We start from the raw sequence: 19,640 nt of genomic DNA, 5'->3' as shown, positions 1-19,640 counted from the left end.
GAAAAGAAATTTGCCAGCAGTCTAGCCTGCTTTTGTTTTGCATGCATCAAGGCTTCGCTTCCAGTGCTGCAACTTCTTCATTTAGCTGGTGGATTTTGGCCTGCATTTGCTGATGAAAATACTGCGTCCAGCCTTTTAAGTCGCGGCTGTCATCCAGAGCCACCGGGGCGGTGACATCTACCAGAACTATGCCGTTATTCCAGCGATTTAAGCTGACTTTGCCATGCAGTTCGCTGGCGCAAATCATACACACAGGCTCATTGGTTTCACGGGCAATGCGAAAAGCGCCGGTTTTGAAAGGAAGCAGTCCCCGGCCATTGCTACGGGTACCCTCGGGGAACAACCAAACGGATAAGCGTCGTTCGCGAATCTTGCGAATGGTTTGCTTTAGGGTGTCACTGGCTTTACTGCTGTTGAGTCTGTCGATCAGAATATTGCCAGACAACCAGTACATCTGGCCCATTAGTGGGATCCACACCAGGCTTTTCTTGCCCACGGTAACCGTGCCGGGTTGGGTGGCAGCACAAATCGTCACCAAGTCGTAGCTGTTCTGGTGATTACCAATAAACACGTAAGGGCCACCCTGTTTTACTTCGTCAGCCACTCTCACTATCACTTTCAGGCCGAATATTCGCGACACGCCGCTATACATACGTGCGCCATAATGCACATTGTCACGGTGAAAGGGCCTGACCAGGCAAATACATAGCAAGGCAATATTAACGGCGACAAAATATAACAGCGCCAGCGGGATACGAATCAGAGCAAGCACAGCTACCCCCACAACAGAAACAGGTGGCAGAGTATACCCGTTTTGCCATGCGAGGATATCTGATCAGTCTGTATTGCCGATTTTAGCGGCGGTAATTTATTAATATCTATGATCCCAGACAAGATCTCATACGTTTCGTTGATATATTGTGATGAAAGTATCGAGCAGGAAGATTACACTCAATGGCTGACAGTTTATTTGCCAGCGAAGAAGAATAGCAAGGCAGCCGTATGCAGACATTCCGACACGACGATCTGGACAACGACATCCTTAATGACTTGCTCGAAGAAATTAACGAGCTGTACGAGGCCAGCGAGCAAACCCTGATTGAACTGGAGCTTCAGCCCCAGGACAACGAATTGCAGCGCGCGCTGTTTCGCTCTATTCATACCATTAAAGGGGATTTGGGGCTGGTCAATTTCTCCCCGATGATCCCCTTGCTGCAGCACGTGGAAGACTTGCTGGACTATTTGCGCAAAGGCCAGATTCGCTATACCAGCACTATGAGTGATTTAGTGCTGCTGACCATGGACAGGGTGAAACTCTTTGTTCAGAGTTGCATTAAATCCGGCGAAGCCCAGTACGATGGCGACCTTTACCAGTTGCTGGTGAAACAAATTGCCAGAATCAAGCCGGACAACCCAGCCGAGCATGAAAAGCTGCTGGCCGAGTCGGTGCTGCTGCTTGACCCGACGTTGGATGCCCCGTCTGCTGCCAAGCCAGAACAGGTTTCGGTGGAACCGCGAACCAGTCAGGCGCTGGACGATATCGGCCTGACTGGTGACCATGACGACGACGAGCACCGCGACATTATGTTCTTTCGTGAGCTGATGGAACCGGTTGAGCGTCGCTCCCAGTATTGGGAAGGCCGTGGTGATCGTATTGCCCGTTTGGCCTTGTACTTGAACAAGTTAAACGGCACACCGGTCGACCCCAATCAACTGGCTGTGGCCTGCTATGTACATGACTTTGGCATGGCATTTATGCCCCTTAAGGTACTGCATAAAACCGAACCCCTGGATCAGAATGAGTTTAACCTGATGCGCTCCCATGTGTATAAGAGTGCCAGGTTGCTTGAACATTTGGACCAGTGGAACGAAGCGCGCAAAATCGTGATTCAGCATCATGAAAGAATGGATGGTTCCGGCTACCCACTGGGGTTAAAGGAAGCAGACATTTGTGAAGGTGCCAAACTGTTGGCTATTGTTGATACCTTTGATGCATTAACCCATTCCCGTGCCCATGGCACCCACAGAAAACGCCCGAAAAAACGCGCGGTGATGGAGATCAATCGGGTGGCCGCCGGACAGTTCTGCCCGAAATGGTTAAGAGTGTTTAATCAGGCCATGGCCAGTTTGCTGTTGCGCCAGGAATAGTATCGCCAACGCTCTGACTTAAGGCACTTTTTAGTCAAAGTGCCTGTTCACTTGCTCCTGATAGTAAGCCAATGTCGGTACATCAAATTGCGAAGCGCATAAAGCGGGAAAGAAATTCTGTTGCAACTTGTGTGTTAGTTTTTCCCTGATTGAGGCAGGCAGCCCGGGTAGTCTGTTGGGTACTTCAATCCTGCTGTGTAGCGCTGTAGATCCACTTTTCTGCAGCGCTACTCTATATAGCAGCCTCATCTCCTTGTTGAGTTTTTCAAACGAGCTTTTAAGTGAGCTATCATATTTAGCGACCGAACGATTCATCACAGACAAAGCTCTGAGTAAATATGCCTGCTCGATAGAAATTGATCTGTTCGCTTGTTTTTGCAGGGAAAATATATGTTGTTCATGCAGTGATATCGCCCGGCATAGCTCACTATTTGCTTCAGTTGGCTTTAAACAGAGTTTTTCAAACGGGTAGATTATGATGTTCTGTTCACCAAATGCCTCGCTCCAGTGCGCGACAAGAGCGCACAAGTTGAAATGTTCGAGAATGGCATCTGATTCGACATTGATAAATTTAACAAAGCCCCAGTTTTTGCCTTCCTGAATGGACTGGATATATATAGATTTCAACCAATCATAAGGGTTTCTTATTAAGATCAATATTTTCGATTCTGGCAGAAACTCTCTACAAATGTTTGCATACAAATACCTGGAGTAATCAACCTCATCTTTTGTAAATCGCTGTGACAAAGGCAGACCAAATAGGCCTTCAGATGAAAAAATATTGATTGCTTTACCTTCTGTATTTAAGCCATTTTTTGTTGGCCAAAGCTTGAGTAGCTGATTGGGATCTTCCTGGCTTCTTATTGATTTTCGCACGCTGTTAACTAGTGGTTCTAGATCTTGCCACACTAAGCTAACTTGGTCAGATCGGCTCCAAAAATTCTGTAGTGACGTACTGCCTGCCTTTGGCATTCCAATATGAATCAGATTCATATAATGTCCTTTAAAAGTGGCGAGTGTATCCTCGCCACAGGAATCGAGTTAAACTTAAGGTTGCTTGGTGAAGGTGAATTTGGCGCTCAGTATATTTCCCCCTTCCTTGGCTGGGTCGGAAACGTACCAGCGAAAAACATGCTGCCCTGCCGGAAGCCAACTAGGAACCTCGATTACTTCAGATTGAGCTACATAAGAGCTTCCTGGGAGAACATTAATATCTAGCAAGTTGGAAACTGGATAATCTATACCATCTTTTGTAGTAATTATTTTCCATACTTTAAAGTCTGATGAGGTATTAGTGGATTCATTGTTGAAAGTAAGGTTGTACTCAATCTGTCCACCCGCAGAAGGAACTACGGGATTGGGCACTGTTGGTGATAGACTTATATTGTATGCTTCACTATAGGTGTCATTTGCAATGGAAATAATAGCTTCTTCGCTTAGTGCCCTATCGAAAAATATTATATCATCTAAAGCTCCATTTAAATTTTCATGATCTTTTCCATTGGCATTTGCACCAAATATTACGGGTCTATTATAAGTGAGTAAATCGCCAGGGTTGGTTGACGACTCACGTATGAATCTACCATCTACATATAACTTTGAGCTACCATCCTTAAGAACCACAGCAACGTGATGCCATTTTCCTATAGTAATATCATTGGTGGAAGAGGAAGACGTGGAGCCATTTTGCCAAGTGGACTTGGCAAATAAAAAGGAGCCTCCAGCTTCTCGCCCCATTCGAATATCAAAAGTTTGATTCCCCATTCCATTATTAATTAATCCCATATAGGAATCTCTCCCATAGTGGTTTTTAATGCTACTTCTCTTCATCCAAAAAGAGACTGTAAGTTCATTACCAAAATTATAGTTTCTGAAACCGTCGACCCTTATCGTTGTTTTGTAGAATTGCATGGCTTTGAATTCTCCATGCCGGTCTGATGTTAATGAGCTATTACCCCAAGCAACTACCCCATTAAATCCATAAGGTCCGATGTCAACAAAGTTCCCTTCCATCGGATATTGAGCGATTATTTTGGCTGATACTTCTGACGATAAAAGAATTAAAATTCCAAAAAAAAGAGCTGATTTAAGATTTTTCATAAAACTTGTTCCTTAAGTAATAAAAACAGAAAGTCTTTAGATTGTGATGGTAAGTTATCTCCCCCTTATTTAGTTTTCGATAAATAAGTAGTAGTAAGTTGCTATTAATATTTGAATGTTAAAATGGAGAATCTGAAGAATGAGAATAGTGATATTGAATGAATATAGATATTTGAAATAAGCCGATTATTCAAATGAGGCATGTATGATATCCCTATACAATGTGTGGATTCCGCTTCCCGCAGCTTTAAGATAAGTTATCAGTAGTAACTTTTAGTTTCAATATACTTTTTACAGGACAAATATTTCGCCAAGATGATTTCGGATGTTCTATAAGCTGGCTACTGCGGTCCAAACCGTCCCTGCAACCCCTCTAACAGCTTGGCTGGGTCGTAGACCTGGCCCTGCTTAATCACCAGTTCCACATTGCGGATAACTCTGGCGTCGGCTGCTAGCTTGCCTTTTAAAACCACTAAATCGGCATTGAAGCCGATGGCGACTTGTCCAAACTGTGCGGCCTGCCCTAAGGTTTTTGCAGCATTAGCGGTGGCTATTTTTAAGGCCTGAGGCGGGCTGAATCCCGCTTCCACCAAAAGTTCAAAGCCTCGCTGATTTCCATGCCCGGGCAGAACATGACGGCCAGGGTCGGGTCCCATTACCAGATGGCCCCCTGCTTGCACAAAACGATGTTCAAAAGCCATTAGCTTGGCGAGTACTTCGTCCGGCATAGACGATGCATTGTTCTTTAATTGCCGCTGACGGCGCTGATAAGCTTGCTGCCAGGCCTCAGACATCAGTGCCAGGCTCCGCGCTTCACCTTGTGGGCGATGGGCAAAATGGGATTCGATAATAGCCAGGGTGGACGTCAGGGTAACCTGTTTTTCCACCAGCAGGTCAATCAGCTTGGCGACCTCTTCTCCTTCAATATCCAGCGCAGCCAAGCCCTGGCGTGATGAAACACATTGCCCGGCTGATTTTTGCGGATGAAAATCGGTGGCGGAAATCAAGCCATGTTCAATGCTGTCGATACCCATTTGGGCAGCTTCACTAAAGGTCAGTGAACATAAGTGACCGGTTACCTTACGCCCCTGTTTATGGGCTTCGTCTATTACCGCGGCAGCAATGGTGGGTTGAATGTGCCGGTACAGCTTAAACCAGGTGGCACCTTTGGCCGACCAGTCTCTGACGAGTTGACGAGCCTGGGCTGGCGTCTCGGGTTTATGCATAGGGCCGTTGCCATCAGGACCGGTGAGATAAGGGGCCGTGGGGAAAATTGTCGGGCCCGGCATATCATCACGTTGGATTGCCGCGGCTAGACCCAGCTCTGCTTGAAAATCCGCACTGCCTGCTGTCTGTATCGTGGTAACCCCACTGGCCAACCATAACCGTGCAGCAACTTCTCCCAGAAAGGTCTGGCCCGGCATATGGGTATGATCATGCATGCCGACAAGACCAGGAATAACCGTATGGCCGGGCAGGTGCAGCTGCTTGGCTTGTTCCGGCACTATGGTTGTCGCAACCGGCCCTATCTGGCTGATACGACCATTGGACAGCACAACGGTCTGTCTCGTTAAGGCGGGACCTCCACTGCCATCCAATATATCTACATCAAGCAGGGCAATACTTTGCCTGGGGAATGCCAGGTAATCCTGGATATTGGGATTGTGTGATGAATCTAACTGGGTTGGAGCGGCAGCAAACAAAGAAAAGCAGGCCAGACCCGTTATCAGCAACAGGCCTGCAATACCTGTTGCTGACTTGGCCCGGTCTGGCTTAAAGAATGGCCGCATGCAGGTATCTCGCCGCTACCACTTAATCGCCCTTCTTCTTGGTTAGTTCGCGGTCGTAGCTAAGGCGCTTGGCGGCATCCAGGGTCAGCATCTGCATAAATACCTTGGCTTCTGCATCGCTGCCGGTGGGGGTGCCAGAATCGCCGCCGCCAAATACGTAAGTGGGCACCTGACGGCGGGCAAAGGCGTCGGCCCAGAGTTGCTGAATTTTTACTTCGGCGTCCAGTTTTTGTGCCAGGGCGTTATCGGCCTGCAGGATGACTTTCTTCTGATAGGCTTCGGCTTCTGCCAGGGTACGTACCGTTTCCGCTTCAATCATGGCTTTTTCCAGCTCGATTTGTGCGGTTTCTTTGCTGATGGCTGCCTGGTCACGCAATTTTTGTGCAGAAGTAATGGCCAGTTGCTTATCGGTTTCGGCATCGGTGGTTTTTTCTATTTGCTCCACTTTGGCCTTGGCCTGACGCTCCGCCACTTCCCGTTCACCGCGGGCGATGGCCAGCAGTCGTTGCTCTTCTTCCTGCACCCTTTGCTCGCGGGCAATGGCGCGATCGGCTGAGGCCTTCTGCTTGAGTTGCATACGTTCAACAAACTTGTTGTTGGGGCGCATATCGGTAACCAGGGCAGAAACCACGGTAATACCAAAATGCTGGAAACGCTGCTCTTTGCGCTGTGGCTGGCCGTCCTGACCGAGGATTTTCTTCACCGTAAAGACGGTCTTGCTGTCTTCACCATATTCTTCCTGCTGCGTGCCAAGTGCCACATTAGCGCTGCCAGCGGCACGTTTCATGGAACTAACGGTTTCTTCCTGACGCTTGACCAGGAAAATGCCACGGCTCATCTGGTTTTCAAATTCCGAGTTAAACTGGGTACGGCCGCCAGAGTAATATTCTTCTGCGGTCATTAATGAGGCATTGGCTTGCAAAGTTTCCTTAAAGGCCGGCATTAGCGCAGTGCGCAGCAGGTTTTCGGGTGAGCGGTACTCATGGGCGAGCTTTAAAAAGGACTGCTGATCGGTGGGCATGGAAAAACGTACCGTGGCTTCGGCGTGGGCGTCGACCTGATCCAGAAACATAATGCTCATGGGCGGCAAGGTTGCCGATGCATTGTCTGAATCTTTTTCCGGGTGAATATCATCAGCATCGGCGCCACGTACAGACTGCACTGTCATGGCGCGTTTCCAGGAGTTATAACGGCCAAAAGGGAAAAACTGATAACCCACATCGGTCACCACTTCCTCATTCCCCGTTACTGTGCGCACATGGTAGATATAACCAGGCTCGGCATAAAACACCGAGTTAGAAATAAAGGCAAAAATCAGGATGACCGCGACGATTAAGCCACCGATTTTGGCGGCCACAGACTTTTGTGCAACGACTTTGCTGGCAAGTTCAGACATTTGACTTTCCCTGTTTTGGTGTTGTTAGTATGCCACCGCAATCCGGCGGCTTTAGGCATGGAAAGATAGCAGCACCTATCGTTTTGATTCAATCTTTGTTTCACAAAGGTGGTTTCACAGCCTGAATCTTGACCATAAATGCTTTACCCAGCGGCGATAACGGCCGGTGTTGCAGGTTCATTAAATACAGCGGACGTGTCAGGTTTTGACTCCAGGGGGTATCAATGATCTGTAGCTTACCCAATGCCAGCAGTTCTTGGCATACCCGCAAAGGCAAGATGGATACGCCAACGCCCGCCGCTACTGCCCGGGCGATACCCTCGTTGCTGCCAATCTCCATACTGTATTTGGGCTGAATAGCGGCGCTGCGCAAGTGCTGCTCCATCCAGGCTCTGGTGCCGGAGCCTGGCTCGCGCCACAACCAGCGTACTTCTGACAGACTAATGTCAGATACAGCCCAACTGGCCGGACACACCAGCTTCAGCGGCTCGTCATGCCAATGCTGTATGGTGAATTTTGCATTCTCGGTCTGGCCCTCCACTAATGCCAGTTCTATCTGGCCGTCCTGCAGGGCTGCGCAGATATCGTCGGTATTGGCTGACATCAGGCTCAGCTGTGCTTGCGGAAATTCCCGGCTGAAGGTCATGCAGGCGTCGGCCAGCCAATACCCGGCGATGGTGGAACTGGCACCTATATGTAAATGGCCTCGCTGACAGTCGAGCCTGGCTTGCAGGTCTTCCACGGCCACGCGTTCCAGGGCAAAGATACCCTTGGCGTGTTCAAATAATGCCTGGCCATGTTCGGTCAGGTGCCATTGCCTGCGCCCACGCAACGACGCCCCGACACGCTCCAGTAAATCCAGTCCCAACTGTGTTTCCAGTTCACTGATCCCTTTGGATACAGCAGGCTGGGTGATGGAAAGCTGCTCAGCAGCGCGGCTGAAGCTGCCTTGCTGTGCCACATGCAGGAAAATACGCAGTAAGTGAAGATTTAAATACATAAAACCAGCTCATATTTTTATGAGTTTAATGCATTATTTTTATATAAAAGAAACTTATAAGCTATACCTATCTCCACTCTGCGACGCGTTACTATGCCCACATATGCTATCCACCCCCGCGCCTCTGTTTGCTATGGCATGCTGTTGCTGGCGTCAATCAGCCTATTGTGTCTGCTGTTCAATCAGCAAGTTCCGGCAATTTCACCTTTGATGTTGGCGATGCTTGTGGGATTGGTATTGGGCCATAGCCGGTTTGCAGCTGGGCTTGTGCATGTTGACGCGTCATTGCAATGGGCGAAGGGGCCCTTGCTGCGTATCGCCATTGGCTTATACGGATTCAGAATCGGCTTTGAGCAGATCCAGCAAGTGGGTATGCAAGGCGTGCTAATGGCGGTGTTGGTGATTTTCTCAGTGATTAGCTGTGCCTTGTGGCTGGGCAAAAAACTCGGGCTGGACCGCCATACCAGTCTGCTGGTGGGGGCCGGCAGCGCCATCTGTGGCGCGGCGGCCGTGCTGGCCAGTCAATCTGTACTCAAAGCTTCAGAAGAAAAAGTCTCGGTGGCCATTGCTACTGTGGTGCTGTTCGGTACCTTGAGCATGTTGTTGTATCCCCTTGGTTATTCCTTGCTGGCCTTGCCTGCACAGCAATATGGTGTACTGATCGGGGCCACAGTGCACGAAGTGGCCCAGGTGGCCGCTGCTTCTGCCGCCGTCAGTGAACAGGTTCAGCAAGCCGCCATCATTGAAAAAATGCTGCGGGTGATGCTGTTGGCCCCTTTTCTTGTTTGGTTGGGCTGGCAGCAATCCAACACGCCAGGGCGCAGCGAGAAATCGCTGCACTTACCCTGGTTTGCCCTGGGATTTTTGTGTTGCAGTGCTATCAGAACTCTGGATTGGTTGCCCATCTCAGGCCTGCATATGCTGCAAGTACTGGATGATCTGATGTTGACTATGGCCATGCTGGCGTTGGGGTTGAACACCCGCGCCGCTCAGGTGGTCAGGGCAGGGCGCCGTCCGCTGTTGCTGGCGGCGGCGCTGTTTTTGTTGCTACTGATTGGTGGTTATTTGCTCAGTCAGCTGTTGGCACTGTTATCTGCCTGAGACTCTGTGGTGGACTCACCTTCTGTCAGGCTGGCGGCTTTTACTTCCGGCGCTATGACCTCAATGCCATCCACCCGCTGCAAACCGCGGGGCAGTTTATGTCCGCGGCGGCCCCGTTCACCCTGGAAGTGACTTAAGTCCTCGGCACTCAGGGTCATACCGCGTTTACCGGCCAGAATTTTAACCTGTGCCCCTTGTGGCACCACTGCCAATACCTTTACGTATTCTTCCCGGGCCTGGGCCTTGGCGGAAGGAATACTAATGATCTTGTTACCCTTACCTTTGCCCAGCTCCGGCAAATCCTTAAGCGGGAACATCAGCATTCGTCCTTCGGTGGAAATGGCCAGGCACCAGTCGCTTTGTACATCACGCACCCGTTGTGGGGTTAATACTTTGGCGGCCATCGGCAGGCTAAGGTAGGCCTTGCCAGCCTTGTTTTTACTGACCATATCGGCAAACTTACCAATAAAGCCATAACCTGCGTCGGATGCCAGCAGGTATTGGTCGTCATCGTTGCTCATCACGACATGTTCGACGTTTTCGCCGCCGACAATATTAAAACGACCGGTTAATGGTTCGCCCTGACTTCTGGCCGACGGCAGGGTGTGAGCATCGCAGGCAAAAGTACGTCCGGAGGAATCCAGGAACACGGCCTGCTGATTGCTGCGGCCTCTGGCCGACGCCAGGTACTGATCACCTGCTTTATAGCTCAGACCTTGTGCGTCTACATCGTGGCCCTTGGCACAACGTGCCCAGCCTTTTTCCGACAACACCACGGTAACGGCTTCGGATGGCACCAGCTCTTTTTCTGACAAGGCTTTGGCTTCCTGGCGCTGAATAATCGGGGAACGGCGCGCGTCACCGTATTTTTCCGCATCGGCCTGAATTTCCTTTTTGATCAGATTTTTCAGCTTAGTACTGGAACCCAGAATACCCTCAAGCTTGTCACGCTCGGCGGCCAGTTCGTCCTGTTCGCCGCGGATCTTCATTTCTTCCAGCTTGGCCAAATGGCGTAACTTCAGCTCCAGAATGGCTTCGGCCTGCTTGTCTGAAATACCGAATCTGGCCATCAGCACGGGCTTGGGTTCATCCTCTGTACGGATGATATGGATCACCTCATCGATATTCAAAAAGGCGATCAGTAAGCCTTCCAGAATATGTAATCTGGCTAACACCTTTTCCAGACGATATTGCAAACGACGGGTTACCGTATCGCGCCGGAATTCCAGCCACTCGCTGAGAATACTGCTTAAATCCTTGACCTTGGGCCTGTTGTCCAGACCAATCATATTGAGGTTGACCCGGTAGCTTTTTTCCAGGTCGGTGGTGGCAAACAGGTGCTGCATCAACTGGTCCATATCCACCCGGTTGGAACGCGGGGTGATCACCAGGCGGGTAGGGTTTTCATGGTCTGATTCATCACGCAGATCGCTAACCATAGGTAATTTTTTGGCCTGCATCTGCGCGGCGATCTGTTCCAGAATTTTGCCGCCGGAGGCCTGATGTGGCAGGGCAGTAATCACCACTTCGCCATTTTCTTCGCCATACACGGCGCGGGCCTTAATGGAGCCGCGGCCGCTTTCGTAAATTTTCTGAATTTCATCGCGTGACGTGATGATTTCCGCTTCGGTGGGGTAATCCGGGCCTTGCACAAACTGCATCAGTTCGGCCACGTCCGCTTTATTGTTGTCCAGTAAATGTACGCAGGCCTGCGCCAGTTCACGCAGGTTATGCGGTGGAATATCCGTGGCCATACCTACCGCAATGCCCGTCACACCATTCATCAGAATATGCGGCATACGGGCCGGTAACACTTTGGGCTCTTTCAGTGTGCCGTCAAAGTTAGGCACCCAATCCACTGTGCCCTGCCCCAACTCGTTTAGCAGCAATTCGCTGTAGCGGGACAAACGCGCTTCGGTGTAACGCATAGCGGCAAAGGACTTTGGATCATCCGGCGCCCCCCAGTTGCCCTGGCCGTCAACCAATGGATAGCGGTAAGAAAACGGCTGGGCCATTAACACCATGGCTTCGTAACAGGCCGAATCGCCGTGCGGATGGAATTTACCCAGCACATCGCCCACGGTACGGGCTGACTTTTTGTATTTAGCCGTGGCGCTCAGGCCCAGGTCGGACATGGCATAAACTATGCGCCGTTGCACGGGTTTCAGGCCATCGCCGATATGCGGCAGAGCCCTGTCCATAATCACGTACATGGAATAATTCAGATAGGCTTCTTCGGTGAAACGCCGCAGGGGCAACTGTTCTATGCCATCGGCACTGATACTGATTTCTTGGCTCATAGTGGTTTTACGTGATTCTTATCGGAATTGGCAACTGGCCTGGCACCCGTTGTATTGTCATTTGCCGATTTACGGTTCAAGACAAGATTTAGAGTGATGGCACCGCTAAAATGGCAACTTAACATTGGTATCCCCTTGTGGACAATGCTTAAATAGACCACTTTGATTTTGGAACCGCGTTTAGCCGATACAACCATGGTGTTTGCCAAGTATTTTCTGCTCTGTTGGACCTTGCTGTTCAGCCTGTCGGCTGCTGGCCAGGCCAGTCTGCAGTTAATTGACGCAGAGAAAACCCACAGTCTGACCGATCAGATGCGCATGCTGGTGGATGAACAGGGCAACCTGGGTATTGACCAGGTGATGACCAGGCAAAGCGAATTCCAGTGGCCAGCTCAGCACAACCCCAATTACGGTTTTGCCGACGACGTGCTGTGGTTTACCACCAGCTTCAGTAATGTCAGTCAGCAACCCATCTGGCTGGTGGATATAGGTTATGCGCAGAACGACAATGTGGATATTTATCTGGTTGCACAGGGTAAAGTGCTGGCCCACAGTAAGCAGGGTAAGAATAATGCCGGACAAGCCTTTCGCTATCCGTCCCTGGAAGCGACACTGCCATACGCTACCCGACTGGACCTGTATATCCGGGTGCATAGTGAAGGTGAAGCCAGAGTAGTACCTGTTACGCTGTCGGCCGAACCCCTGCACGTCAAAAAGCAGGCCCTGGAAAATCTTCTGTGGGGCATGTTTTATGGTGGCTTACTGGTTTTACTGTTATACAACCTGACGCTGTTTGCCAGCTTACGTGATACTAACTTACTGATTTATTGCGCCTATATTGCCACTGTCTTGGTATGGCAGTTTGTCTGGGGCGGACACATCCAGGTCTATTGGCATTCCCCCGTTTCTGACTGGCTAAATCAACATACAGATTTGCTGTTCGTAGTGGTGGCACTGGCGGCCGGCATTTTTACTTTCACTTTTCTGGATGTCAGGCAAAACGCCCCCAAAGCCGCGCGTCTGATCATAGGCATTTTGCTGATTAATGTGCTGCTGGGATTGGCGTCACTGGGTAATTTTCTGGATCCGGCCTGGCAGAATAATGCCGTTTATCTGGTCAGTATGCTGGCTATCAGCAGTTACCTGTATGCTGGCTATGAAAGCTACGCCAACCAGTTTAAACCGGCCCGATATTTTGTGTTTGCCTGGAGTATCCTGCTCACTGCCGCGCTGGCTGGTATGCTGGGGCTGCTTGGCTGGCTGCCAACCAATTTCCTCACTACCTATTGCTTCCAGATGGGTGTGTTTGTGGAAGCGGGATTATTTTCCCTGGCGTTAATGGAGAAAAGCCAGACCCAGTTGAGCCATTCAGTGGACCTGGTAACCAACGATCTACGCAACAATATGGAAATTATTGAAGAGCAGAATGCCAGGCTGGACATCGCCCGCAAACAGGCAATACAGGCCAGTAAGATTAAATCCCAGTTTCTGGCCAATATGAGCCATGAAATCCGCACCCCGCTCAATGCGATTCTGGGTTTCAGCCAGGAATTGGCCAACACGCCACTGCCCGCCGAGAAACAAGAGCATGTGCGTATTATCAATGCATCAGCCAATAACCTGCTGAATATCATTAACGACGTGCTGGACTTCTCCAAAATAGAAGCCGGCAAGCTGCAAATCAATAATGAGCCTTTTTGCCCCACCGAGTTGCTGGAAGAGCTCACCGGGCTGATGGCCCGTTCGGCCCATGCCAAAGGCCTGGAACTGATTTGTGACTTAAGCCCTCTGCCGAAAAAACTCATCGGTGATGCTGCGCGTATTCGCCAGGTGCTGACCAACCTGATTGGCAACGCGATCAAATTTACCCGTTATGGCCATGTGCGGCTGGCGGTGAGTGGTGATGATCAGGCTAATGGCTTGTATGAGCTAGTGTTTCGCATTGAAGACACCGGCATAGGTATCAGCCGGGAAGACCGGCATAAGCTATTTTCCGCCTTTTCACAATTAGACGGTGCCACCAACAGGGAGTATCAGGGCACCGGCCTGGGGCTGGCCATCTGTCAGGAACTGGTCAAATTGATGCGCGGCAGTATCGACCTGCACAGTGAGCAAGGCATCGGCACCGAGTTTGTGGTGAAATTGCGGGTCAATAAGCTTAGTCAGAAGATGTCGTTGGCCGCCAATGGTCGATGGCAGGGTAAGCAAGTACTGTTATTTGATGCTTATCCACCGGCCAGGCAGGCCATGGCCAAAATGTTTAAGGCCCTGGGCGCAGTGGTTACCAGTACCGACAGCTTTAACTATCTTGCACAACAGCAAGGACCGTTTGATTATCTGTTTCTGGCCTGTGCCGATGAGTATTGTCAGGGGTATCAACAACAGTTGGCGAACCTGGAATCCTTGCCAGCCAGACATAAGATTTTGCTGGATTGCGGCCCCAGGCCCAGTCAGCAGGATATCATTTCTGCCATGTTTGAACGGCGTATTGAAAGGCCACTCACACCGAGCAAGCTGGAAAATCTGCTGCAGCCGCCTGCGCCGATTCAAAACGACAATTTCAGCCGCCAACTTAAGAGCCTACCCAAGGCGAGCGTGTTGGCCGTGGATGATATGGAAATCAACCTGCGTCTGCTGGCCACCTGGCTGCGTGACTCGCCGGTGGAACTGGCCTTAAGCTTCAATGGTCAGGATGCGGCCGATCGCTGCGAAAAAGAGGCTTTTGATCTGATTCTAATGGATGTGCAAATGCCCGGCATTGATGGCCTGGCGGCCAGTCGTATGATCCGCAAGACCCATCTTAACCGTGGTACGCCCATTATTGCTGTGACGGCGCACGCATTCCGGGAAGAAAAGGAAAAGCTGTTGAGTTCCGGTATGGACGATTATCTGCCTAAGCCTATCAACTTTGATGATCTGATTAAGTTGATTAAACGTTGGTGTCAGCCGGTGTCGGAAGAAAGTCTGGACTGGAATCAGGCCCTGCAGCAGGCCAATGACAATCCTCACCATGCCAGACAAATGCTGGATGCCTTTATTCAGCAACTACCCGATATGCACAGCCTGATTAAGAAAGCCGCTCAGGCCGAAGATCATGGTCAACTCGAGTACCTGGTACATAAGCTACATGGTGCCTGCTGTTATACCGGTGTACCAAAACTACGGGCTTTGTGTCAGGAACTGGAAGAGCATCTGAAAACCGGCCATATTGTCCAGGCTCAGGCACTGATGGACAGCTTTAACCAAGAATGTTTGCAGGTGGAAGAACAAGGGCTGGCGTTTCTGCAAGGGCACAATTCGGAGTCCGCTCGATAGCAAAGCTACTCAGACTGTGATTGTGCTTCCTGGCAGGCTTTCAGCAGTGCGACAAAGTCTGATTCGGGTCTGTCCAGCTCAGAACCGTAAACGAACAAGTCATAGCCCAGTACCTCACGGATGCGCGTCATCCGATGGGCGAACATGGCTAAAATCCCAGTGTACTCCCTGCCACCAGGGGCGCGGTAGCGGTCATTTTCCAGCAGGGTTTCGCTGTAACACTGGCCGCTTGGACAGTCCTCGCCTTGCAACAGTAGCGGGCGTTGTTGCATCAGTATATTGCTGGCCAGCCGCGGTGAAAGGTTGTTCAGCAGTGGCTCATAATCCTTAATCCGAATACCGACCAGTTCCATATCCTGGTGTTCCAGCCCGCGTCTGACTCTGGGGACGCCCACCCGTTGGATGTTGTGCCATTCAATCTGCCAACTGCCGAAGCGGTGCAGGTATTTGAGACTGGTACGACTGAGCTCGAAACTGTGCACGGGTTCTCTTACTTTCAACCAGCCCACCAGAATCGTCACCAATGACGCGCTGGTCAGGAAAATGCCGGCCAGTTTCAACCAATCCGGCAAAAAGCTCAGCCATAAGGCCGACAACAACAAACCCAGCAATCCAAACAAGCACAAACTGAAGCCGTTGCGCTTGGCTCCGGCGCGAATATGGATAACTTCTTCTTGCATCATTACATCCACCAGAATACCACCAGTAAATACATCAGCACCCCCCAAAGCAGTGCCATGCGAATTTGCCGGCAACGCACACAATCGGTATGCCATAGCGATCGCCACCAGCCGGATTGTTTTTTTACCATCGCACAAACTCCTGACCCAGGGCTATGATTACGTTATACTCCGGCAATTTTCCCAGTTGGCGCAATGCAAAGCCAGATCCAAAGTGAGTCCCTTTGCGTATTAATGCCATCACTAGCGACGAGATGAATTGATGTCAGACGAATTAAAAGGCCATTACGAGCAGATCATCACACTCCTTGGCGAAGATGTCACCCGGGAAGGCCTGTTGGATACGCCAAAGCGCGCGGCCACTGCCATGCAGTTTCTGACCGATGGCTACCATAAAACCCTGGACGAGGTGGTGAATGGTGCCATCTTCGAATCCAATACCGATGAAATGGTCGTGGTGCAGGATATCGAGTTTTACTCCCTGTGCGAACATCATATGTTGCCCTTTATTGGTCGCTGTCATATTGCTTACCTGCCGGATGGCAAGGTACTGGGGCTGTCCAAGTTTGCTCGTATTGTGGATATGTTTGCCCGCCGCCTGCAAATTCAGGAAGGTCTGACCAAGCAGATTGCCGAAGCCGTGCAGGAAGTTACCGGGGCTAAAGGCGTTGGCGTGATTATGGAAGGCAAGCATATGTGTATGATGATGCGCGGCGTACAAAAGCAAAATTCATCCATGGTCACCTCGGTGATGCTGGGCGGGCTGCGTAAGTCACAGGCCACCCGTGACGAATTCCTGCGCCTGATTGGCAAATAACCCAGTTTTCTGTAGCAAAAGCATAAAAACCACAGAGGCACAGAGAACACGGAGTTTTTGAGGGCATTGTATCTGAGAGCTTTTCTCGGCGTACTCAACATCTTTGCGAGAGACATTAGTCCACCCACCGCTGAGATGAGAAAATGCCTATTTTTCAAAAATATAGAGAAATTATTCTCCTGCTCTTCTCCGTGACCTCTGTGTCTCTGTGGTGAAATCTTATCTTTCCAGAATATAAAAACCACAGAGGCACAGAGAACACGGAGTGGTTGAAGATATTGTTCTTCTGCGAGGTTTTCTCTGCGCCCCAGCGTCTTTGCGAGAGGTTTTGGTTTGACCGCCCAGATGTATGGTGCTTGCAAAGTCTTCCAGCAACGCCAGCAGGGCATTGCACATTAGCAGTTTAACTTGCTGGTGGGTTTTATGGTCAGGATACGGCCCTGTGCATCAAAGGCTATCTCCACCTGATCGCCTTTTTTCAACTGTTGTTCCAGTCGGTGATGATTACGTAGTTGATCGACCAATTGCGTGGTCAGCAGCACCAACTCCCGGTCGCATGTCTGCAGGCCCCAGCCATTCGCGGTTTCCACTAATTCGGCATTAAGCTTGTGATGGGTGGCCAATACCTGCTGGCTTTGCATATACCTGGCGTAATTATCTGCATGTTGGATACGGGTTTGCTGGGCGGCCTGGCGGGCCAGCTCTAACGGCTGACTCTCTTCATACAGACGATGGACCTGAATGACATTGTATTGTGGTTGAATCTGCCGGTGGCTAAGACCGACATATTGAAATAACACCAAAAGTGCGGTGCACAGACTGACACCCAACGTCCAGTTCCACAAGTTAAAGCTTGCCCGAACTTGCGTTGATTTCGCCTTGGCCAGAATAAAGCTGCGAGTGCTGGCTGGCGCTTTGACGCTTTGTTTGCGTTTGTTGTACAAAGCGTCCAGAGAAGGATCATTCTTCACTGTGATCTCCAAGCTGTTGGCGTAGATGGTTTTTGGCATAGCGCAGACGACTCTTAATCGCTTCCTGACTATCGCCAGTAATCGCAGCAATGTCCTGCAGGCCAAAGCCTTCCTGCTGCAACACAAAAGCTTCGCGTTGTAAAAAAGGCAAGGTTGCCAGGGCCTGGTTAAATGCCAGTTGAATATCACCCTGGTAACCTGTCGAAGTGCCAGTTAAGTCCGTGCTTTCCATCAACGGCTGACGCTTAATGCGCCGGTATTCGTCCATTAGCAGATTACGCGCCAGGGTAAACAACCAGGCCTTAAACTGGCCATTGCTGTGGTACAAGTGACGTTTTTCCATCACTCTTAACCAGGCTCGCTGGGCAATCTCCCCGGCCATCTCAGGGTCGGAATGAGTTAGCAGATAGTGATAAAGGTCATTGGCACAATTGTCGTATAACCTGGCGAGCAAAGCGGCATCACCACTTTGTACATAGCGCCCCATCAGCTCTTCATTGCTCAGCTCAAGGTGCAGAAAGGATTTAATCGCAATACTTAATGACATACGGCTCCCTGTTGCTATGGCCGTTTTACCAAACGGCCAAGGGGGTGTTTAATCGTCACATTGTTTTGCCAAACGGGTTGATAAACGGCAAAACCTTAGGTGCAAGATAAACAGCCCCTTACCTCAGTCTATTCGCTCAAATTAAAAGACAACAGTACAATTTGATCAGCTTGCGTGATGGCCTGGCCGTTATGAATCTGCGGTTTGTACTTCCAGCGCAGCAGTGCCCGCTTGGCCTCACGGTCAAATACCCGGGCTGGCTCGGCCTGTACAATCCGTACATTGACGACCCGGCCTGTAGGGTCAATATCAAACATCAGTTTTACCCAGCCCTCTGTACCGTCGCGAAGCGCTTCCAGCGGGTAATCAGGATCATAGCGTACCATTGGTGTTGCTTGCCCTTCTGTCATGCCCAGCGTTGGCATATCACTTATTCTTGTATTCAGCGCCAGTTGCGGTACGAACTCGTTAATACCCGGATCCAAATTCTCTACTATCGGTGCCAGTGGCGGGGTTTCGGGTTTTACTCTTGGCTCAGGTGGCGGGGGGAGCACCTTTTTCGTATGTGTCACCTGTGGCTCTGGCTCAAACACCGCATCAATCACTACTGTGGGGGGCGTATCGGCAACGGCCTGTTGGTCCACCCGGGTCAGTTGGTCCATTAACACAAATAAGGAAAAGGTCATCAGGCTGGCCAGTAGCGTGATGGTTAGCGCCCTAGGCAGGGCGCTAACTATTGGCAGGTGTTCTATGCGGTTTTGCATGGCGTGTTCTCCGTTGTGGTTTCAACAGTAAAACGCCCGACTGACGCAAAAAGGGTTAATTTATTCCAGTGCCAGGGCAATACGCCCCTGATCACCAACCACTAGCAGGTAACTGCGACCAAAAGAGGCATCACATAAGTTGACCGGTATCTGATTGATTTTCAGGCCACCGTTACATTGCTCCACAGACTGAAAATCCGATACTTTGCCTGCGGTGAGGGTGAGCTGATTGTCATTCTGACTGGCGTGCAAATCCGCCTGGGTGGCAAACAGCCTGACTCTGATCACACCTTCCTTATTGGATTCATGCTTCTCAAACAGGCTATGCGATAAGGCATCCCCAGATTTCCAGGCCAGCCACTGATAATGGCGATCACGTTTGACCTTGTGAGCTTCCTTGTAGCTGGCTTTACTGGCGTAAGGAGCATGTACATAGAAGCTCACTTCCCGCTCAACGTTATGTTCATGGCTTATCTGCTTGATTTCTTCCAGTCTGGCCAGATGAGCTACCTTGTACTTATCTTTGAACGGGTCGCGTTCATCGCCATCCAACTCGGAATTGGCCATATAGAAGTCCAGTTCCAGGTCGGTGGCATTTATTAATTGATAATCGCTTTTGTAATAGTCGCTGCCAAAGTTAGCGGTTTCGATATCTTCGCTAGAACAGGCACCGAGTGTCAGCATAGCTGAAGCAAGAAGGATTGTTCTCAT

17 protein-coding genes are annotated in these 19,640 nt (G+C 50.3%); 4 read left to right on the top strand and 13 right to left on the bottom strand.

Going from position 1 to position 19,640, the window contains the following annotated elements:
• Window positions 1-46 precede the first annotated feature (46 nt).
• Window positions 47-772 carry a 1-acylglycerol-3-phosphate O-acyltransferase gene (locus CSR04_RS18075; RefSeq protein ID WP_102797746.1) on the bottom strand — a complete coding sequence of 242 codons (726 nt, stop codon included), beginning with the start codon at window positions 770-772 and terminating at the stop codon, window positions 47-49.
• Between the two features lie 230 nt (window positions 773-1,002).
• On the opposite strand from CSR04_RS18075, the gene CSR04_RS18070 reads away from it, so the two are divergent.
• On the top strand, window positions 1,003-2,148 hold the full coding sequence (locus tag CSR04_RS18070; RefSeq protein ID WP_102797717.1) for an HD domain-containing phosphohydrolase: 1,146 nt from the start codon (window positions 1,003-1,005) through the stop codon (window positions 2,146-2,148).
• Between the two features lie 30 nt (window positions 2,149-2,178).
• On the opposite strand, the gene CSR04_RS18065 is transcribed toward CSR04_RS18070, so the two are convergent.
• The 5 genes from CSR04_RS18065 to CSR04_RS18045 form a co-directional block, all read right to left on the bottom strand.
• Window positions 2,179-3,141: a sulfotransferase gene (locus CSR04_RS18065; protein ID WP_102797716.1), complete on the bottom strand. Its 963-nt coding sequence runs from the start codon at window positions 3,139-3,141 to the stop codon at window positions 2,179-2,181.
• Window positions 3,142-3,195: 54 nt separating this feature from the next.
• Window positions 3,196-4,248: a LamG domain-containing protein gene (locus CSR04_RS18060; RefSeq protein ID WP_102797715.1), complete on the bottom strand. Its 1,053-nt coding sequence runs from the start codon at window positions 4,246-4,248 to the stop codon at window positions 3,196-3,198.
• 341 nt (window positions 4,249-4,589) lie between these two features.
• Window positions 4,590-6,038 (bottom strand): amidohydrolase family protein, encoded by a 1,449-nt coding sequence (locus CSR04_RS18055; RefSeq protein WP_102797714.1) that lies wholly within the window; start codon window positions 6,036-6,038, stop codon window positions 4,590-4,592.
• A gap of 22 nt (window positions 6,039-6,060) precedes the next feature.
• Window positions 6,061-7,434 carry an SPFH domain-containing protein gene (locus CSR04_RS18050; protein ID WP_102797713.1) on the bottom strand — a complete coding sequence of 458 codons (1,374 nt, stop codon included), beginning with the start codon at window positions 7,432-7,434 and terminating at the stop codon, window positions 6,061-6,063.
• 100 nt (window positions 7,435-7,534) lie between these two features.
• Window positions 7,535-8,434, bottom strand: a complete 900-nt coding sequence (locus CSR04_RS18045; protein WP_102797712.1) for a LysR family transcriptional regulator — start codon at window positions 8,432-8,434, stop codon at window positions 7,535-7,537.
• A 93-nt stretch (window positions 8,435-8,527) separates the two neighbouring features.
• On the opposite strand from CSR04_RS18045, the gene CSR04_RS18040 reads away from it, so the two are divergent.
• Window positions 8,528-9,535 carry a YeiH family protein gene (locus tag CSR04_RS18040; protein ID WP_102797711.1) on the top strand — a complete coding sequence of 336 codons (1,008 nt, stop codon included), beginning with the start codon at window positions 8,528-8,530 and terminating at the stop codon, window positions 9,533-9,535.
• Here CSR04_RS18040 and parC read toward each other — a convergent pair.
• The gene (parC, locus tag CSR04_RS18035; protein ID WP_102797710.1) at window positions 9,508-11,835 is read right to left on the bottom strand and encodes a DNA topoisomerase IV subunit A; all 2,328 of its coding nucleotides are present in this window, start codon (window positions 11,833-11,835) and stop codon (window positions 9,508-9,510) included. The genes CSR04_RS18040 and parC overlap by 28 nt on opposite strands.
• 168 nt (window positions 11,836-12,003) lie before the next feature.
• Between parC and CSR04_RS18025 the strand changes: the two genes are divergently transcribed.
• Complete coding sequence (locus tag CSR04_RS18025; RefSeq protein ID WP_172449411.1) at window positions 12,004-15,150, top strand: hybrid sensor histidine kinase/response regulator; 3,147 nt, start codon at window positions 12,004-12,006, stop codon at window positions 15,148-15,150.
• Window positions 15,151-15,155: 5 nt separating this feature from the next.
• Here CSR04_RS18025 and CSR04_RS18020 read toward each other — a convergent pair whose 3' ends face one another.
• Entirely contained in the window at window positions 15,156-15,833 is a 678-nt protein-coding gene (locus CSR04_RS18020; protein WP_172449410.1) for a DUF2982 domain-containing protein, read from the bottom strand.
• Window positions 15,833-15,961, bottom strand: a complete 129-nt coding sequence (locus CSR04_RS25435; protein WP_281259800.1) for a hypothetical protein — start codon at window positions 15,959-15,961, stop codon at window positions 15,833-15,835. Before CSR04_RS25435 ends, CSR04_RS18020 begins: the two co-directional genes overlap by 1 nt.
• A gap of 131 nt (window positions 15,962-16,092) precedes the next feature.
• On the opposite strand from CSR04_RS25435, the gene folE reads away from it, so the two are divergent.
• The gene (gene folE / locus CSR04_RS18015; RefSeq protein ID WP_102797707.1) at window positions 16,093-16,647 is read left to right on the top strand and encodes a GTP cyclohydrolase I FolE; all 555 of its coding nucleotides are present in this window, start codon (window positions 16,093-16,095) and stop codon (window positions 16,645-16,647) included.
• 395 nt (window positions 16,648-17,042) lie between these two features.
• Here the strand turns inward: folE and CSR04_RS18010 are convergent, their stop codons facing one another.
• The 4 genes from CSR04_RS18010 to CSR04_RS17995 all read right to left on the bottom strand — a co-directional run bounded on the left by CSR04_RS18010 (window position 17,043) and on the right by CSR04_RS17995 (window position 19,640).
• Window positions 17,043-17,618, bottom strand: coding sequence for a hypothetical protein (locus tag CSR04_RS18010; protein WP_102797706.1), 576 nt, complete (start codon window positions 17,616-17,618; stop codon window positions 17,043-17,045).
• Entirely contained in the window at window positions 17,608-18,165 is a 558-nt protein-coding gene (locus tag CSR04_RS18005) for an RNA polymerase sigma factor (protein WP_245921727.1), read from the bottom strand. The genes CSR04_RS18010 and CSR04_RS18005 overlap by 11 nt, the downstream gene beginning before the upstream one ends.
• Before the next feature lie 128 nt (window positions 18,166-18,293).
• A complete protein-coding gene (locus CSR04_RS18000) occupies window positions 18,294-18,929 on the bottom strand; it encodes an energy transducer TonB (RefSeq protein WP_102797705.1) in 636 nt (211 codons plus the stop codon).
• Between the two features lie 60 nt (window positions 18,930-18,989).
• The gene (locus CSR04_RS17995; RefSeq protein ID WP_102797704.1) at window positions 18,990-19,640 is read right to left on the bottom strand and encodes a hypothetical protein; all 651 of its coding nucleotides are present in this window, start codon (window positions 19,638-19,640) and stop codon (window positions 18,990-18,992) included.

This window comes from Bowmanella denitrificans (assembly GCF_002887595.1).
In the GTDB taxonomy this organism is placed as follows: domain Bacteria; phylum Pseudomonadota; class Gammaproteobacteria; order Enterobacterales; family Alteromonadaceae; genus Bowmanella; species Bowmanella denitrificans.
Note: the sequence above shows the minus strand (reverse complement) of the source record. Positions and strands in the feature narration are given on the sequence as shown.

Coding starts and splice junctions, on each gene's coding strand:
- folE (WP_102797707.1), top strand. CDS start 16,093: ATGTCAGACGAATTAAAAGGCCATTACGAGCAGATCATCACACTCCTT.
- CSR04_RS18055 (WP_102797714.1), bottom strand. CDS start 6,038: ATGCGGCCATTCTTTAAGCCAGACCGGGCCAAGTCAGCAACAGGTATT.
- CSR04_RS18045 (WP_102797712.1), bottom strand. CDS start 8,434: ATGTATTTAAATCTTCACTTACTGCGTATTTTCCTGCATGTGGCACAG.
- CSR04_RS17995 (WP_102797704.1), bottom strand. CDS start 19,640: ATGAGAACAATCCTTCTTGCTTCAGCTATGCTGACACTCGGTGCCTGT.
- CSR04_RS18040 (WP_102797711.1), top strand. CDS start 8,528: ATGCCCACATATGCTATCCACCCCCGCGCCTCTGTTTGCTATGGCATG.
- CSR04_RS18000 (WP_102797705.1), bottom strand. CDS start 18,929: ATGCAAAACCGCATAGAACACCTGCCAATAGTTAGCGCCCTGCCTAGG.
- CSR04_RS18005 (WP_245921727.1), bottom strand. CDS start 18,165: ATGTCATTAAGTATTGCGATTAAATCCTTTCTGCACCTTGAGCTGAGC.
- parC (WP_102797710.1), bottom strand. CDS start 11,835: ATGAGCCAAGAAATCAGTATCAGTGCCGATGGCATAGAACAGTTGCCC.
- CSR04_RS18020 (WP_172449410.1), bottom strand. CDS start 15,833: ATGATGCAAGAAGAAGTTATCCATATTCGCGCCGGAGCCAAGCGCAAC.
- CSR04_RS18065 (WP_102797716.1), bottom strand. CDS start 3,141: ATGAATCTGATTCATATTGGAATGCCAAAGGCAGGCAGTACGTCACTA.
- CSR04_RS18070 (WP_102797717.1), top strand. CDS start 1,003: ATGCAGACATTCCGACACGACGATCTGGACAACGACATCCTTAATGAC.
- CSR04_RS18060 (WP_102797715.1), bottom strand. CDS start 4,248: ATGAAAAATCTTAAATCAGCTCTTTTTTTTGGAATTTTAATTCTTTTA.
- CSR04_RS18050 (WP_102797713.1), bottom strand. CDS start 7,434: ATGTCTGAACTTGCCAGCAAAGTCGTTGCACAAAAGTCTGTGGCCGCC.
- CSR04_RS25435 (WP_281259800.1), bottom strand. CDS start 15,961: ATGGTAAAAAAACAATCCGGCTGGTGGCGATCGCTATGGCATACCGAT.